Genomic DNA, 14794 nt, shown 5'->3' with positions numbered 1-14794 from the left:
CCTCTTGCATACATGGAAAGAGCGCTATTTTACCCGGTGCAGCCAAAATACCCAGTCTCAAATCTGAACAAGCGACGACAAATGTCAGTGTTTCATATGCTTCATGTTCATCCCCGCCATCGGCTCGATCGGTTTGACCGGCAGGGAGAGCTCCAGCTTCTCGCCATCATCCATGGTCAGAGTGAGCGGCATCGGCGTTTTTTCGGAGAGCGCGCCAATCTCGAACAGCATGATGTGGAAGCTGCCGGGCTTGAGCGCCACTTCGCCCTTGGCCGGGATCTCGATGCTCTCGACCTGACGCATCTTCATCACGCCATTCTCGTGCAGGTGGGTATGCAGCTCGGCGCGACCCGCCGCAGGAGAGGCTGCCGCCACCAGCTTGACCGGCTTGTCGGCATCGTTCTTGAGCACCATGAAGGCGGCGGTGTTGGGAGAGCCCGGCGGCAGCAAACGCACATAGCCGTCAACCGCATCCACCTTGGCCAGCGCGGGAGCCGTCATGCCGAGCACCAGCAGAGAATAAAACGCACGTTTAAACATGGTTGAAATCCTTTTATGATGTTGTTAAACGGCTCCAAGGTTACTCCGGCAGTAACCTTTGTGCACCCTTCAATAACAAGGATTTAGACATGGCCCCCATTCTCGTCGCCGAGCAGCAGGATGGCTTGCTCACCCTGACGCTCAACCGCCCCGACAAGCGCAATGCCCTCAATACCGCCCTCTATCAGCAGCTGGTGAGCGCCCTGCAACAGGCGGCAAACGATGAGGAGGTGCACGCCCTGCTGCTGCAGGGTCAGAGCGACTGCTTTACCGCGGGCAATGATCTGGCCGATTTTGTCGGCAAGAGCTCGCTGGAACCCGACGATCCCATCCTGCAGTTCCTCCACACCCTGGCTGACTTTCCCAAGCCGGTGATTGCGGCGGTCGGCGGCCCGGCGGTGGGGATCGGTACCACCATCCTGCTCCACTGCGATCTGGTCTATCTGGGGGATAACGCCCGCCTGCAACTCCCCTTCGTCGAGCTTGGGCTGGTGCCGGAGTTCGCCTCCAGCCTGCTGCTGCCGCGTCTGGTGGGTCACCTCAAGGCAGCGGAGCTGTTGCTACTGGCCGAGGCGCTCGATGCCAACGAGGCGCTGCGGCTCGGACTCGCCAACAAGGTGATGGCCGCCGATGTCCTGCTCCCCTTTGCCCGCGAGCAGGGGCTCAAGCTGGCAAGCAAGGCGCCAAAAGCGGTGCAAAAGAGCAAGGCGCTTATGAAACAGGAGCTCAAACAGGCGGTCCACTTCGTCATCGATCTGGAGGCGCGCGCCTTCGCCCAGGCGCTGCAAGGGGAAGAGGCGCAGCAGCGCATCGCTCAAAAGCTCAAACGCCGCAGCTGAGATCGACGCCTGTCAGTTGAGGCGAAAACGGCCGATCAGTTCGCAGCCCTGAACTTTGTCCTGCAACTGGATCAGTTTGGCTATTTCGGGGTTGGGGTGGCGCTTCAAGAAGGCGAGCAGGGCGCCGCGGCAGCAACCCAGCTCGCTGATCAGCGCCTCGCACTCCCGGTTGGGGCACTGCGGCACCAGCGCCGTCACAAGCTCGGAGGCGAGCTTGAGATAACGCAGCTCATAGGCGGGTTCATCCATCGCCCGCCAGAAATCGGCCAGCCGGTGGCAGGTGGCGACCCGCATGCTGGCCAGCTCGGCAAGCTCAACCTCACTCATCTCGTAGACATCCCCCAGCGCCTGCTGATAGAAGCAGACGGCGGCCCCCAGCGAACCGGACTGCCACGACCGCTCCGCCTCCAGCATGTAACGCTGCCAACTCTCTGGTGTCATTTCGTTATCCCCCACCGACTAAACCGGGAGGTTAATGATGGCTAATTGAGAATAAATATCAACCAGATGGTTAGTGCAGGATCTCCGCTGCAGGTTGGCAAATCGCGATCATTACCCTTATGATCGCGCCGATTTCCCATATCAGGGCTTACCCCGAATGCGACCCCGTCTACCCCAAATGCTGGGCTGCTCCCTGCTCTGCGTGCCCCGTATGCTGGTCTGGATCTATTAGCTGCGCTCCATCGAACGCAACCAATCAAATCCATTCAGCAAAGGAGTACCAGGATGAAAACCTGCCAGCACTGGTCACAGGTCGAATACCTGCATCTGACAGTCAGCAACCCCAACATCCGCCTCAAGGGGCAACATAGCTACTACTCGGGTGCCTGGGATGGCCCCTTCGAACAGGAGGTAGTGCGCTACCTCCATGGCGACAGCTTCAGCCGCCACCCCGATACCGGCTGGGAGCCGCTCTGGCATATCGACCAGCTTCATATCGGCGACTACGTGCAGATCGCCGCCGGGGTGAAGATCATCATGGGTGGCAACCACACCCACAATACCGCCTTCATCAGCACCTATCCGTTTGCTGATCTGGAGGCGCTAAAGCGCAGTTACCGCCCTGCCGGCGATACCCGCATCGGCAACGATGTCTGGATCGGCATGGAGGCAATGATCATGCCCGGCGTCACCATCGGCGATGGCGCCATCATCGCCGCCCGGGCGCTGGTCACCAAAGATGTGCCGCCCTACGCCATGGTGGCGGGTACGCCAGCGGCCATAGTGCGGATGCGCTTTACCGAGAGCGAGATAGCCCGGCTGCAGGCCCTCGCCTGGTGGGATTGGCCGGACGAACAGGTCAATGCCCTGTTGCCACTGATCCAGCAGGGCGAGGTGGCGCTACTGGAACAGGCGGCGGCCACCTGGCAGAGCCAAGCGTCTGCGCCAGATGCGACACCATAACGCGCAGCCTGACATAAAAAGAGGGCGACCCACGGGTCGCCCTCTCTCGTTGTCTGGTTGTCAGCTCGCCGTTTTCGACTGGTTTAGGCTGCACTGCCGGCCGGGATAACCGGGCAGGTCTTTGGCATCGCTGCCACAGGCAAGCCGTTTGGCCTGCTGCAGCCGAGCCGCCAGATTGGCACTGTCTATCGGCATCCACTGCATCTGCTTGCCGAGCCAGCTGGCCCAGGCGAACTCGACAAAGTAGACCTGATCCTGCTTGCTGAAGTAACCCGCATCCTGCAGCAACCCCGCCAGAGTGCGATAGGGGTAGTCAGGCAGCTTGTCGATGCTGGTCGGCAACTGCTCCGGCGTGAGGGGTAACCCCTTCTCATCCTTGAGCCAGGCCCAGTGGTTGTTCTGCATCTGGCTCCAGAAGTTGTCTTTATCCTGCAAGCGACCGATCACCTTGACCCGCACCTGCTTGACCCCTTGCTGCCAGAGCGCCTTGGTCAGGTGGTGTCGGTCCACCAGCCAATAGCCGCCATCCGGCGCAATCACCACAGGGATCTCTTTCTTTTTCATCAGCTTGTCGAGCTGCTTGGGATTCATGTCCGCCAGCGTCGCCTGGGTTTCATCCACCTGCAGCTGCCCTACTCCGCCCTGAGTCGGGTGCAGGGTCTCGATCCCCACCTCGCACCAGCTGCCCACCGCCGTGTCGCGCTGACACGGCGTCAACGCCCAGGCACTCTGGCTGAGCGCCCCGACCATCAGGAAACAGCCCGGCAATAACCATGCTTTCATCGTTTGCTACTCCTAGTCACATTCAATCCCGGACACGCGACAACGCGGCGCCGCCCCGGCGACAGATGAGAGCCGAATGCTGGCGGTCAGACCAGTAAACGGGATATCATGATTTCCCGTCTGTCGGCGACATTTTCTCGCCGAGTTTTCTCCCCGCTTCACACAATTTGAAGGATCCGACCCATGAAAGGATGGAGCCCCTTGCTGGCCCTCTTGGGCTGTGCCGCAGTCCAGGCTGCCGATATTCCCGCCGGAACCGAACTGGCCGCCACACAGGTGGTGGTTCGCCACCTGAAAGATGAACCTGCCAGTCTCAGTCCGCTCAAGCTGGTCGGCTTGCCCGAATTGCAGGTGCTGCGGGATCTGTTCGAGGGGCTGTTGACCCAGGGGCCGGATGGCAAACCCGTCCCCGCCGTTGCCGTGCGCTGGGAGAACAAGGACAACCAGTTCTTCACCTTCCACCTGCGCCCTGATGCCCGCTGGTCCAACGGCGATCCGGTCAAGGCTGGCGACTTCGTTTACAGCTGGCGCAAGCTGGTCGACCCGAAAGAGGCGGCCACTTTCGCCTGGTTTGCCCAGCTTGCCCGCTTCGACAAGGTGGACGAGATCATGGCTGGCAAATTGCCTGCCAGCGAGCTGGGTGTCAAGGCGATCGATGACCACACCCTGCAGATCAGCCTCTCCCAACCGGTTCCCTATTTCCTGAGCCTGCTCACCCACCCCAGCCTGTCGCCGCTGCATCAGGCCAGCATCGAGAAATTTGGCAACAAGTGGACTCAGCCCGGCAAGCTGGTCGGCAACGGCGCCTTTGTGCTGAGCAGCCGGGTGGTCAACGAGAAGCTGGAGCTGGTGCCCAATCCCCATTACTGGGACAAGGCCCACACAGTGCTGACCCAGGTCATCTTCATGCCGATCAATCAGGAGACCACCGCCACCAACCGCTATCTGGCGGGGGATCTGCAGATCACCGAATCCTTCCCCAAAGAGCAGTACGACAAGCTGATGAAAGAGATCCCGGGTGAGGTCTACACCCCGATGCAGCTTGGTACCTACTACTACGCCTTCAATACCCGTCAGCCGCCGTTGAACGACGTACGGGTACGCAAGGCGCTCTCCTACACCATCGATCGCGCCCTGATTGCCGACAAGGTGCTCGGCACCGGCGAGAAACCGGCCTACCACTTCACCCCGGATGTCACCGCCAGCTTCGAGCCCAAGGCCAACCTGCTCTCGAGCAGCAGCCAACAGGAGCTGGACAGCAAGGCACAGGCGCTGCTCAAGGAGGCAGGATACGGCCCTGACAAGCCGCTCAAGCTCTCGCTGCTCTACAACACAGCTGAAGTACACAAGAAGCTGGCGCTCGCCATCGCCAACATGTGGAAACAGAAGCTGGGCGCCCAGGTGGAGCTGACCAATCAGGAGTGGAAAACCTATCTCGACAGCCGCCAGAGCGGCCAGTTCGAGGTGATCCGCTCCTCCTGGGTGGCCGACTACAACGACCCGTCCGCCTTCCTCGGCCTGTGGGGCTCTCACCATAGCGGCAACATGGCCGGCTTTGCCGATGCAAGCTATGACCAGTTGCTGGACAAGGCGGCGCAAACTCGCGACAGCGGTGCCCGCAGCCGGCTATTCGATCAGGCGGAGAACATCCTCGAACAGCAGGCGCCCATCGCCCCCATCTATCAGTACACCAATGCCCGGCTCATCAAGCCCTGGCTCAAGGGCTACCCCATCAACAACCCGGAAGATGTGGCCTACAGCCGCCAGCTCTATATCGTCAAACACTGAGCTGATATAGAGCGCTAAAGCACAAGAGGGCCGCCTGCGGGCGGCCCTCTTATTGATACTGTTCACACCCGATATCGCCGCATAGAATGCCCGCTTTCCGATTCCATCAGCCGTTGTCGATCGCCATTTATCATGCGTTACCTGTTACTGCTCTCCCTGCTCTGGACACTACCAGCCCTGGCCGAGAGTGAATCTCACTGCCAGCAAGCCTTTGTCGACTGGATGCTGCATCAGCAACAGCAGTTCAGCGATCGCAAGGCGGACAAGATGACGCGGCGACGGGCCGAGCGGGCTATCGACCTTGCCCGGCAGGAGTACGACAAAGCAGGCAGTTTCTGCCAGACCATGCTGCAAATAGAGGCGCATCGCGACAGCGATCCCCGCTTCACCCCGCGCGAGGGGGAGATCCACAACTTCCACCCCGCCAGCTGAACCTCTGCCCACAGCCGATTGAAATAAAAAAAGCGCGTCACAAGACGCGCTTTTTTCGCTTTGCCTGACAGGAGAGTTATTCGCCCTGCTCGCTGGCAGCAAACTCCGGCACCTTGGCCATGGCATCCAGCACCACCTGAATATCCGCCCCCGGCTTGCAGGCGTTTTCGCTCAGGTGACGACGCCAGGCGCGCGCCCCCTGCATGTTCTGGAACAGCCCCAGCATGTGACGGGTCATGTGGGAGAGGTAGTTACCCTTGGCCAGCTCCTGCTCGATATAGGGCAGCATCATCCGCACCACCTCATGGCGGCTCGGCACGGCATTGTTCTGGCCGAACACCAGATTATCCACCTGCGCCAGAATGTAGGGGTTCTGATAGGCTTCGCGCCCCATCATGACGCCGTCCACGTGTTGCAGGTGCTCAAGGGTCTGCTCCATGGAGGTGACACCGCCGTTGAGGGCGATGGTGAGATCCGGGTAATCCTGCTTGACCCGATAGACGCGGGGATAATCGAGCGGCGGGATCTCGCGGTTCTCCTTGGGACTCAGGCCACTCAGCCAGGCCTTGCGGGCATGGACGATGAAGGTGTCGCAACCGGCATCGCGCACCTGTTCGATAAAGGTCTGCAGAAATTCGTAGGAGTCCTGATCGTCGATGCCGATACGGGTCTTCACCGTCACCGGAATATCGACCACATCGCGCATCGCCTTGACGCAGTCCGCCACCAGCGCCGGTTCACCCATCAGGCAGGCGCCAAAGCGGCCGTTCTGCACCCGATCGGAGGGGCAGCCGACGTTGATGTTCACCTCGTCATAGCCACGCTCCTCGGCCAGCTTGGCACAGCGTGCCAGATCGGCCGGATTGCTGCCACCCAGCTGCAGGGAGATGGGGTGCTCCTGCTCGCTGTAACCCAGATAATCCCCCTTGCCGTGGATGATGGCGCCGGTGGTCACCATTTCGGTATAGAGCAAGGTCTGGCGGCTCATCAGTCGATGAAAATAACGGCAATGCCGATCGGTCCAATCGAGCATGGGGGCAATTGAGAATGTCTGGCGGTGGGCAGGCTTGCCAGATATGGCCTCAGAGCCTGATTTAACGGGGTTCTCACTGATTTGTTTCTGAGTCATTTGCGGGTGTTTCCAGACATTTGTTGATTGAACCTGCCCCATATCTGCCCCACCATTTCATGGGGCAGGTGTACTCCACGAGGTATCTATGGCCGGCTACACAATAGAAAAACGTAAGACCAGCAAAGGCGAGTTACGCTATCGCTGTACCGTCAGGGAACATAAAGGCGAAGAGGTAGTATACCGAGAATCCCGAACCTTTGGCAGACAGTCCGACGCCAAGAGCTGGGGAATGCAGATGGTAACAATGATCGAAAGGGATGGCCTTCCGGGGAAACGCCAGCCTGTTCCGACCATCCGCGAACTCATTTCGCTCTACCGTGCCCATCCAGCCATCAGCCCCACCATAGGCAGAACCAAGGCTTATTGCCTCGACCTGGTTGCCGATTGCGATATCGCCAAGCTCAATGCCGACGAGCTCACCATCAAAGACCTGATCGATCACTGTCAAGCCAGAAAAGATGCGGGAGCCTCTCCAGCCACCATTGCCCATGACATAAGCTACCTTGGAACTGTTTTTGCTGCCGCAAACCCGGTCTTTAATATCCCCGTCGACAATAAGCTCATCCTGGAAGCACGCAAAACTCTCGGCAATCTGAAATTGGTGGGAAAATCCCAGAAGCGCACACGCCGCCCGGTGAGCAATGAGCTGGAAAAGATCATCCAGGGGCTGGAAAAACGGCAGAATCACAGTATGGCCAAGATCCCCTACACAGCCCTTCTCAACTTCGCCATCCTGAGCTGCATGCGGATAAGCGAGGTGTGCAAGATAACATGGTCTGGCGTGGATGAAAAAAATCGGGCCGTGCTGGTTGAAGACCGTAAAGACCCGAGAAAAAAGATAGGAAACCATATGCTGGTTCCTCTGCTGGGTGAGGCGTGGGAGATCCTCAAGCGTCAACCCAAAACCGATGCCCGCATCTTCCCTTACAACGGCAAGAGTGTCACAGCCGGTTTTCAGCGAGTCAGAACAGAGCTTGGTATTGAAGACTTACGCTGGCACGACCTACGCCGCGAAGGCGCATGCCGTCTCTTTGAAGCCGGATTTGTCATTGACGAGGTTGCCCAGATCACAGGGCACAGAAACATCAATATTCTTTGGCAAATCTATACCGACCTGTATCCAAACCGGGTGCATGCCAAATTTGAGTTGTTGCAACAAGCCAAGTAGAGCCAGTCTGGCAGCGTCCTCAACAACCAAGGTGATCTATTGACTCGCAACGGGTTTTATCACTGCAATAACATAACCAAAAAGATGTGGGATATTAATAAACACATGTTACCTGTAGCAACTTAGAGTCTTCCTGATAAGATTGGGAACCAGTTGACATGACGACCAGATGATGTCCGTCCGCCGCAGCAATATCGCTGGTCCAGTACATTGAGGTAGTTCCACCACATAGGTCACCACCTAAGGGCCAACCGTAAAGAGCACACATATCATCACTTCTCTCGCCAATTCTGTTGGCTGGGGTCATGTTCAAAAAGAGCGCCTGTAACTCATTACGTGTAGGCAGTCTTGCCTTTATGCCTTTGCAATAATTATTAGCTTCACTCCATTTTTTAGCCGTCGTGAGTGGACATGTAAAACTAAGCTTATCCTTACTCTTACTATCCACCAGTGTGGTACCTTGAGTGCAACTATTCACTGCAATTAATACCTCGCTACTGATGACAGAGCTGCCTTTATTCGGGTATGCAGTGTCAGTGGAATACGGTGTAATACGTACCTTCAGTTTTTTATTTGCGACATCGTATTTCAATGTAATCGAGCCATCTGGGTGCATTGGGTGCAATGCATCATCAAGAAACCATTCAACCAAAGAATTTTTTTCTATGTCACCATCGGCATCGTTATATTTCCATGATGTTTTAACCTGCGTTCCAGCCTTAACCTGCAGTCCAGCCTTGGTATCTATCTGTTCTATTTTTATATCTGATATGGTGGGTGCATGCCCCATAATGGCATCGCTTGCACTTGAAATAATTGTGGTTGCAAGCACAGGTGTAGCTATCATACCAAAATAAAAAGTCCACATAATCGGTGATCTGGTACCTTTCAAGATCCGACCACAACCAACTGTTATCGAATACTCATTCATTTTCATCAGTTACTCCATAAGGGCATCAATCGCAGCCCCATCCTTTTTAACTTTTATTAATATTGCGTTCGATGCCACGCAATCAAATGATAAGAACTGATATGCATTATCTTCATCACATGGTTGAGTTTTCAGCAAAACAGCTTTTTTCACTTTATCCATTTGCAAAGAGATGACATTACTATCTATGTGGATCTCACAGAGATCCAAGTAAACATCCACGTGTTCTACGCCATTTAACTTCAAAGTTAGATGCATCATACTTGGCAACCTTTTAAATTAATTAAATTCATTATCTAGTTCCAGCGCACAATGTAGGAATAGGCTAGAGCCACTAATAATGCAGCGGTTCGGCACATTTAACATATCCGTTAACCACCCCTTAGGGGCCACAAAAATCAATACTCTTGGTAACAGCTGATATAAAAAATGGAACAGTTCTAATTAAGATAAATCCATAGCATGCAGCATGATTTTCTATTGTAAAACTGAAGGCTCTGGTTGTGAGCGAGCCAAGCTAACCCACAAACATATCGACATTGCATATTATCTATTAATAGCGCTTTCGATGGATGCCTCCGGCGTATCTGGCTGTGTTGGCGTCAACTCTACGAATAACTCAGCACCTTGATCACTACCCTTTACCGTATAACTACTTCCTGTTCCAACATTCTCTACTCCCTTCGAATCCTTTCTGCTGAGTTTCCACTGATAGCTGAATCGTTCTTCAGCGCAGTCATTTTCCAGAACGGCCTTTGAACAAGATAGGCTGACGCCCCATTTTGCCCCAACAATTGGCGTCCCCTCATCAGTGCCTACTGGGTGGATACCGTCTATGGCAACGTCACTATAGATGTCTCCCTCCAGACGCTTAATCTCAACTGTCACAGCAGAGAAGTCACTGCTAAAGGCCGACGTTTTCTCCGCTGTGGTTTTGGTTCCCACCGTTGCAGTGACCTGGTTGTCGCCCGCGACCTTACTGAACAGCGATGTTGCCGCAATACCCTTGTCATTGCTCTCCACAACCAACTCTTGCGCATCTTCACCATCACCATCCACAAAGTACGCAGCACCACTGGTCACCTTGAAGGTCACCGCAACACCCTCACCAACCAGGTTGCCTTTGGCATCCTTTATCGTCGCACTTACCGCGTTGGTAGCACTGCCATCAGCAATCGCGCCAGTCGCGACAGTAAAGTCTGTCTCTTCGTCGGCAATGACGGCCGTGCTGGCGTCAGCCACAAAGCGGGAGGGCTTGGCTCTGGTCGGCGCATGTTTGCCCACCTGGGCCGTCACCTGGTTATCACCAGCAACCTTGCTCACCAGTGTCGTTGCCGCAACCCCCTTGTCGTTGGTTACCACCACCAGGGGCTGCTTGCCGCTCATATCGACAAAGCGCGCATCACCGCTCACCGTGAAGGTCACGGCAATACCCTCACCCACCAGGTTGCCTGCTGCATCCTTGACCGTCGCACTCACCACGTTGGTATCACGGCCATCAGCAATCGCACCTGTCGCAACGGCAAAGTCAGTCTCTTCATCGGCAATCACCGCACTACCGGCATCCACCACGAAGGTCGTCATCACGCTGCGGCTCAACCCATTTACCGTCGCAGTCACCTCGCTCTGCCCCGCCCGGGTGCTGGTCAGCGTCGCCACCGCTACACCGCGCTTGTCGGTCAACACCGGGCTGACTATCCGCGCATCGTTGCTCGCAGCGAAATCCACCGACACGCCCGCAACCGGGTTGCCATTGGCATCGGTCACCACCGCCTGCACGCTGTTCTCGCTCACCCCATCGGCAAGCGCATTGTCACTCACCACCAACAGCTCTTCGTGCTGCGCAGTCCCCTCGTCTGCCACAAATGCAAAACGCTCGGTCGCCTTTACATCGTGTGAAACCAAAGTTGCCGTCACTTCCGTATGGCCTGCCCGGGTACTTGTCAGTACAGTGCTAACCTGACCATTCTCATCCGTCGTCAGCGTCTGCGGCTCATGACTACTGCGCGCAGCTTCATCCACGGCACTGAACGAAAGTGCGACCACTTCACCCACCACCGGTACCAGACCATTGGCCACGAACACCGTGATACCTATCTCGTCAGCACCGTTCGCCAATGCCGTCGGCTTGCTCACCGCCAATGTCGTAATCGCCGGTCGGGCAGCCTCCCCACCCTCCAGCATCTGGATAACCAGGGTCGCACGCTCGGAGCGGTTACCCTTCTTGTCTACCGCAACCGCACCAATGGTGTACGCAGGCAGTACGCCCGCTGCCACTACCGGCAACGTCACCCGCAAAGTGCCATCGCTCTGACTTTCCAGCCGACCGCCATCCATCTCCAGGGTCGCTGCATCCCAGTTCACCCGGTCAAGGCCGTATTTGGCCACCACAGTCGGCGTCACTGTCATCACGCCACCCGCAACCGGATTGCCACTGGCCTGCAGTGCCACCGTCACCAGCGTCTGCTTGCGATAATCCATCACAATGGTGTTGTTACGCTCAACCAGGTCATAGCGACTGCCCATGAGGGTGCGCGACTGACCAACACTGGCACCATCAAGTTGCTTGGAAAGCGGTACACCCAGACGCAGGTTCAGGTCCATGCTGACCGAGGTGTCATGGGTTGAGCCCGAATGCTTCTGACCGACACCAAATGTGAGCAAAGAGAAGGGGGTGTATTCCAGGCCATAGGAAAACGCTGAAGGATTCACGGCGCGGTCGCTGGTACTCACCAGCGCAACCTCGTCACCGTAATATTGTTCAAAGGCAACATTGGCCCCCAGTTGCGGATAAGAAGGCAGATAAGCCTTCAGGCGCACATCAAAGCCGTTGGCCGGCCGCTCGTCATAATCAGTCATGGAGTCCAGACTGGATTGCTGCCAATCATTCAGACGCACATAACCGTTGGCCGCCAATTTCAAATAATCGCGCCACAATTCAGCACCCAAGCCAAGACGACGGTTATTACCGGTCAGGTCATAGTCATAAAATGAGTTAACACCAAACATGGCCTCTGGCTGAAAGAAACGCGCCCCCAGACCCGCATTAAAGAAAGTGCGCTCTTCATCAGCGCGCGCACCAAGCTGGGTATAAAAGAGGTAATCCTTGCCTTCCAGCACGGACAGCAGAAAATCAAAAGAGCCCTTGCCAGCTGAATTCAATGAAACAGCGGCCGTACCAAACTGTCCCATCCAGGAATTAATGGCACCATTGACGACGTACTCGCCCAAAGAAATAGCACGAGACTTTGCCTGATCACCGATATTGGAATTGGAAAAAAGTTGACCGGCCCCAATAGCAATAGTTGCCATCGACTCTTCAAATGCTTCAGCGTCAAAGGAAGTAAAATCAGACACATCGCTACCAAGTTCTGGCAACTGAACTGGTGGGTACTGTCTAACTTGCTCTAAGTCGTGGACAAATGCAGCAGGGGCCCCGATAACCATTGGACTAAATGCAACCGCAAGTGGATAAAACACCTGAACGAAAACATTAAACCAAGCCATACATAAATATGACGTTCTCTTTTTTCCGGCTCTTGTTGATTCCACCACATAAAACATTAGAAAAACCTTCCTATTCCCACTTAATCACATTGATCACATTAATCACATTAATCACATTAATCACATTAATCACATTAATCACTATTCAGCCTGACTGACATGCAGCTTAATTACACACAAAATAAAGTCATACCGAAGCCGATTCAGTACGATAGCTATGCAGCAGGAAAAGTAAAAAAATAAAAAATAATATTTAAGCCAAGCAAATAAATGTGAATAAATAAAAATAAAAAAGTATCATCAAAAATTAGTTAATCTGTAGATTACAAAAAGTCATCTTGATATTGAGCCACGAGCCACGGCGCTTAAGCACATGGAGGCATCTCAAAACTGCTCTTGGGCATATCCTCTCCAAGACTAACAGCAAGAGCCTGCAGAAGCTGTATCCTCTGCCCTACACTTTATGACTGTTGCTTTACAAGCAGAGCATGACTCTGGCTGCCAGTAACGTCACTTGACTCATTTAGGTCATAGAAGTGCGCTAATCACAATGCATCCCACTACCATAAAGATATCTTATGGTATATTCTTTGAAGCAGACTCAAACTTATAGATTGATAAACATATGATAACCATTATTCCCTCCAGCAGATTGGTCTACCGTGATAGTGAATGCATTGGCAATCTGAGCCAGAGTGAAATATATATTTTATGTCGCCTTAAGCAGTCTGAGGGGAGCACTGTATCAAGAGATGAGCTGTTGAATGCTGGTTGGCCAGATCGTATCGTAGTAGCCAACTCGGTAAACATGGCAATAAAAAACATAAGAGATGTTTTTAGCAGAGTTCACGACGCCCCTGTTATTATCACCAATCCAAAGGAAGGATTTACATTACTATCCGGTATAATAACGATTGAACCTAGCCAACTGGCTGCAGCAAGCGAGCAAATAAGACCACAGAAAGAGCGTGACATAAAAGCCCCCCTTCACGAATATGAAAGACGCCAATACATATACCCCGTGATTATTTCTTTTGTCATTTTTTTATGGGGATGTGCACTAACAATGCATTATCTCGAAAGAGAACCAGACTGTCTGAAAAACCAAGATAACATAGTCTGTTATTTTGGTGATGACATCCATTCAGCCCCACAGCATGATGCACCAAAGAGTCATGGCGTTTATTTATATGGAAAAGATTCAGTAACAGGCCAGTTAATCTATGAAGAAATCAAAACTAATTAATTTCGTTATTTTCATAGCAACATTGCTCCCCGCAACTTATATCTCCCTGCCATTTATTAATGCGTCAGGCTGCAACTATAATATGCAAGTTGAATCTGACACGCTTTTTACACGCGTATTGTGCAATTCAGGAAAAATAAAAACCATCACCAACATCAAGAATAGCGATGTCGTTGTAAGCCAAGAATTCATATCCGCTTATCGATCCCCATATCTTATTACTATCCTGACAGATACAGATATAATACATCACAAAAATGATAGTTCGGAACAGCGTGTACAAAAAAGCTGGTTCAATCCCTGCGCCATGTCAAAAATAAATGTTTACTATGTGGGGCATAATAATAATGGTACATTCTTAATTAGAAAACCATTGTGGGGAGAGTGCAAAGCACAAGGCGCCACAATTTACAAAACACCAATAGAAGGTCGCTTTTCACATTGGGAATAGATGACAAAAACATTCCACATTAACATAAATAAAACTACCATTATTATTCAAGCTAGCGCAGCAACATTCACTGCATTTAATTTATGTTTTTTCATAAAAGTATTTTTCACCAACAAAAATTCAACGAAAATATTTTACTCTATCTAACCAAATAAGCCAAAATTAAACATACTGATGGATTCCAATATAAACAATCTGATATCCAACGGTAGCATGTTATATCTTGACCCACACTGACAAGATACAAATCTTCGCTTGCCAGTTGACTTTGTACTCGATATGCACTTCCATTTATTTGATAATAAAAATCAAATTGGATAATTTATCTTTTATTACTATCTTTATTTCTCACCCCAGCATTTAATCAGCATGTCAGCACATTAGCGTTAACTATTTGCTGACACCTGAACCTGTGTGTATGTAGCGTGAGAACCACCATTTTAATGGCCCCCGGTGTCAGGATAGTTGTCGCCTGATCTGATCTATCTACAAGTGAAGACCGGGGGAGGATAAAGAGTGTCGAATGGCTCGTTATTCAAGTGAACGGAAGGCCGCTTTGCTCAAGAAGCTACT

General features: G+C 53.2%; 14 protein-coding genes. 7 read left to right on the top strand and 7 right to left on the bottom strand.

Annotated features, from left to right (window positions below):
* Positions 1–84: 84 nt before the first annotated feature.
* Positions 85–540: a copper chaperone PCu(A)C gene (locus tag AAHA41_RS20935; RefSeq protein ID WP_042032588.1), complete on the bottom strand. Its 456-nt coding sequence runs from the start codon at positions 538–540 to the stop codon at positions 85–87.
* 89 nt (positions 541–629) lie between these two features.
* Between AAHA41_RS20935 and AAHA41_RS20930 the strand changes: the two genes are divergently transcribed.
* A complete protein-coding gene (locus AAHA41_RS20930) occupies positions 630–1379 on the top strand; it encodes an enoyl-CoA hydratase-related protein (protein WP_323070789.1) in 750 nt (249 codons plus the stop codon).
* Between the two features lie 12 nt (positions 1380–1391).
* On the opposite strand, the gene AAHA41_RS20925 is transcribed toward AAHA41_RS20930, so the two are convergent.
* Positions 1392–1820, bottom strand: a complete 429-nt coding sequence (locus tag AAHA41_RS20925; RefSeq protein WP_033115108.1) for a DUF2753 family protein — start codon at positions 1818–1820, stop codon at positions 1392–1394.
* Between the two features lie 285 nt (positions 1821–2105).
* Between AAHA41_RS20925 and AAHA41_RS20920 the strand changes: the two genes are divergently transcribed.
* On the top strand, positions 2106–2783 hold the full coding sequence (locus AAHA41_RS20920; protein ID WP_323070790.1) for a CatB-related O-acetyltransferase: 678 nt from the start codon (positions 2106–2108) through the stop codon (positions 2781–2783).
* 60 nt (positions 2784–2843) lie between these two features.
* Here AAHA41_RS20920 and AAHA41_RS20915 read toward each other — a convergent pair whose 3' ends face one another.
* Positions 2844–3566 (bottom strand): ParB-like protein, encoded by a 723-nt coding sequence (locus AAHA41_RS20915; RefSeq protein WP_323070791.1) that lies wholly within the window; start codon positions 3564–3566, stop codon positions 2844–2846.
* Positions 3567–3749: 183 nt separating this feature from the next.
* Here AAHA41_RS20915 and AAHA41_RS20910 point away from each other — a divergent pair, with 183 nt between their 5' ends.
* Positions 3750–5354 (top strand): ABC transporter substrate-binding protein, encoded by a 1605-nt coding sequence (locus tag AAHA41_RS20910; RefSeq protein ID WP_323070792.1) that lies wholly within the window; start codon positions 3750–3752, stop codon positions 5352–5354.
* Between the two features lie 132 nt (positions 5355–5486).
* Positions 5487–5786, top strand: a complete 300-nt coding sequence (locus tag AAHA41_RS20905) for a hypothetical protein (RefSeq protein WP_041209209.1) — start codon at positions 5487–5489, stop codon at positions 5784–5786.
* Between the two features lie 76 nt (positions 5787–5862).
* On the opposite strand, the gene dusA is transcribed toward AAHA41_RS20905, so the two are convergent.
* The gene (gene dusA / locus AAHA41_RS20900) at positions 5863–6915 is read right to left on the bottom strand and encodes a tRNA dihydrouridine(20/20a) synthase DusA (protein WP_323070793.1); all 1053 of its coding nucleotides are present in this window, start codon (positions 6913–6915) and stop codon (positions 5863–5865) included.
* Positions 6916–7003: 88 nt separating this feature from the next.
* On the opposite strand from dusA, the gene AAHA41_RS20895 reads away from it, so the two are divergent.
* Entirely contained in the window at positions 7004–8086 is a 1083-nt protein-coding gene (locus tag AAHA41_RS20895) for a site-specific integrase (RefSeq protein WP_323070795.1), read from the top strand.
* Positions 8087–8180: 94 nt separating this feature from the next.
* Here AAHA41_RS20895 and AAHA41_RS20890 read toward each other — a convergent pair whose 3' ends face one another.
* The 3 genes from AAHA41_RS20890 to AAHA41_RS20880 form a co-directional block, all read right to left on the bottom strand.
* Entirely contained in the window at positions 8181–9023 is an 843-nt protein-coding gene (locus tag AAHA41_RS20890; protein WP_323070796.1) for a hypothetical protein, read from the bottom strand.
* Positions 9024–9026: 3 nt separating this feature from the next.
* The gene (locus AAHA41_RS20885) at positions 9027–9278 is read right to left on the bottom strand and encodes a hypothetical protein (protein ID WP_323070797.1); all 252 of its coding nucleotides are present in this window, start codon (positions 9276–9278) and stop codon (positions 9027–9029) included.
* A gap of 285 nt (positions 9279–9563) precedes the next feature.
* Positions 9564–12581 carry an inverse autotransporter beta domain-containing protein gene (locus AAHA41_RS20880; protein ID WP_342697342.1) on the bottom strand — a complete coding sequence of 1006 codons (3018 nt, stop codon included), beginning with the start codon at positions 12579–12581 and terminating at the stop codon, positions 9564–9566.
* Between the two features lie 568 nt (positions 12582–13149).
* Here AAHA41_RS20880 and AAHA41_RS20875 point away from each other — a divergent pair.
* Together AAHA41_RS20875 and AAHA41_RS20870 are read left to right on the top strand one after the other, a co-directional pair.
* Entirely contained in the window at positions 13150–13770 is a 621-nt protein-coding gene (locus tag AAHA41_RS20875) for a winged helix-turn-helix domain-containing protein (protein WP_323070799.1), read from the top strand.
* Positions 13748–14221 (top strand): hypothetical protein, encoded by a 474-nt coding sequence (locus AAHA41_RS20870; RefSeq protein WP_323092164.1) that lies wholly within the window; start codon positions 13748–13750, stop codon positions 14219–14221. The genes AAHA41_RS20875 and AAHA41_RS20870 overlap by 23 nt, the downstream gene beginning before the upstream one ends.
* Positions 14222–14794: the final 573 nt, after the last annotated feature.

Origin of the sequence: Aeromonas sp. SER (assembly GCF_038739615.1) — a bacterium.
GTDB lineage: Bacteria > Pseudomonadota > Gammaproteobacteria > Enterobacterales > Aeromonadaceae > Aeromonas > Aeromonas jandaei.
This window is presented reverse-complemented; position numbering and strand designations above follow the sequence as displayed.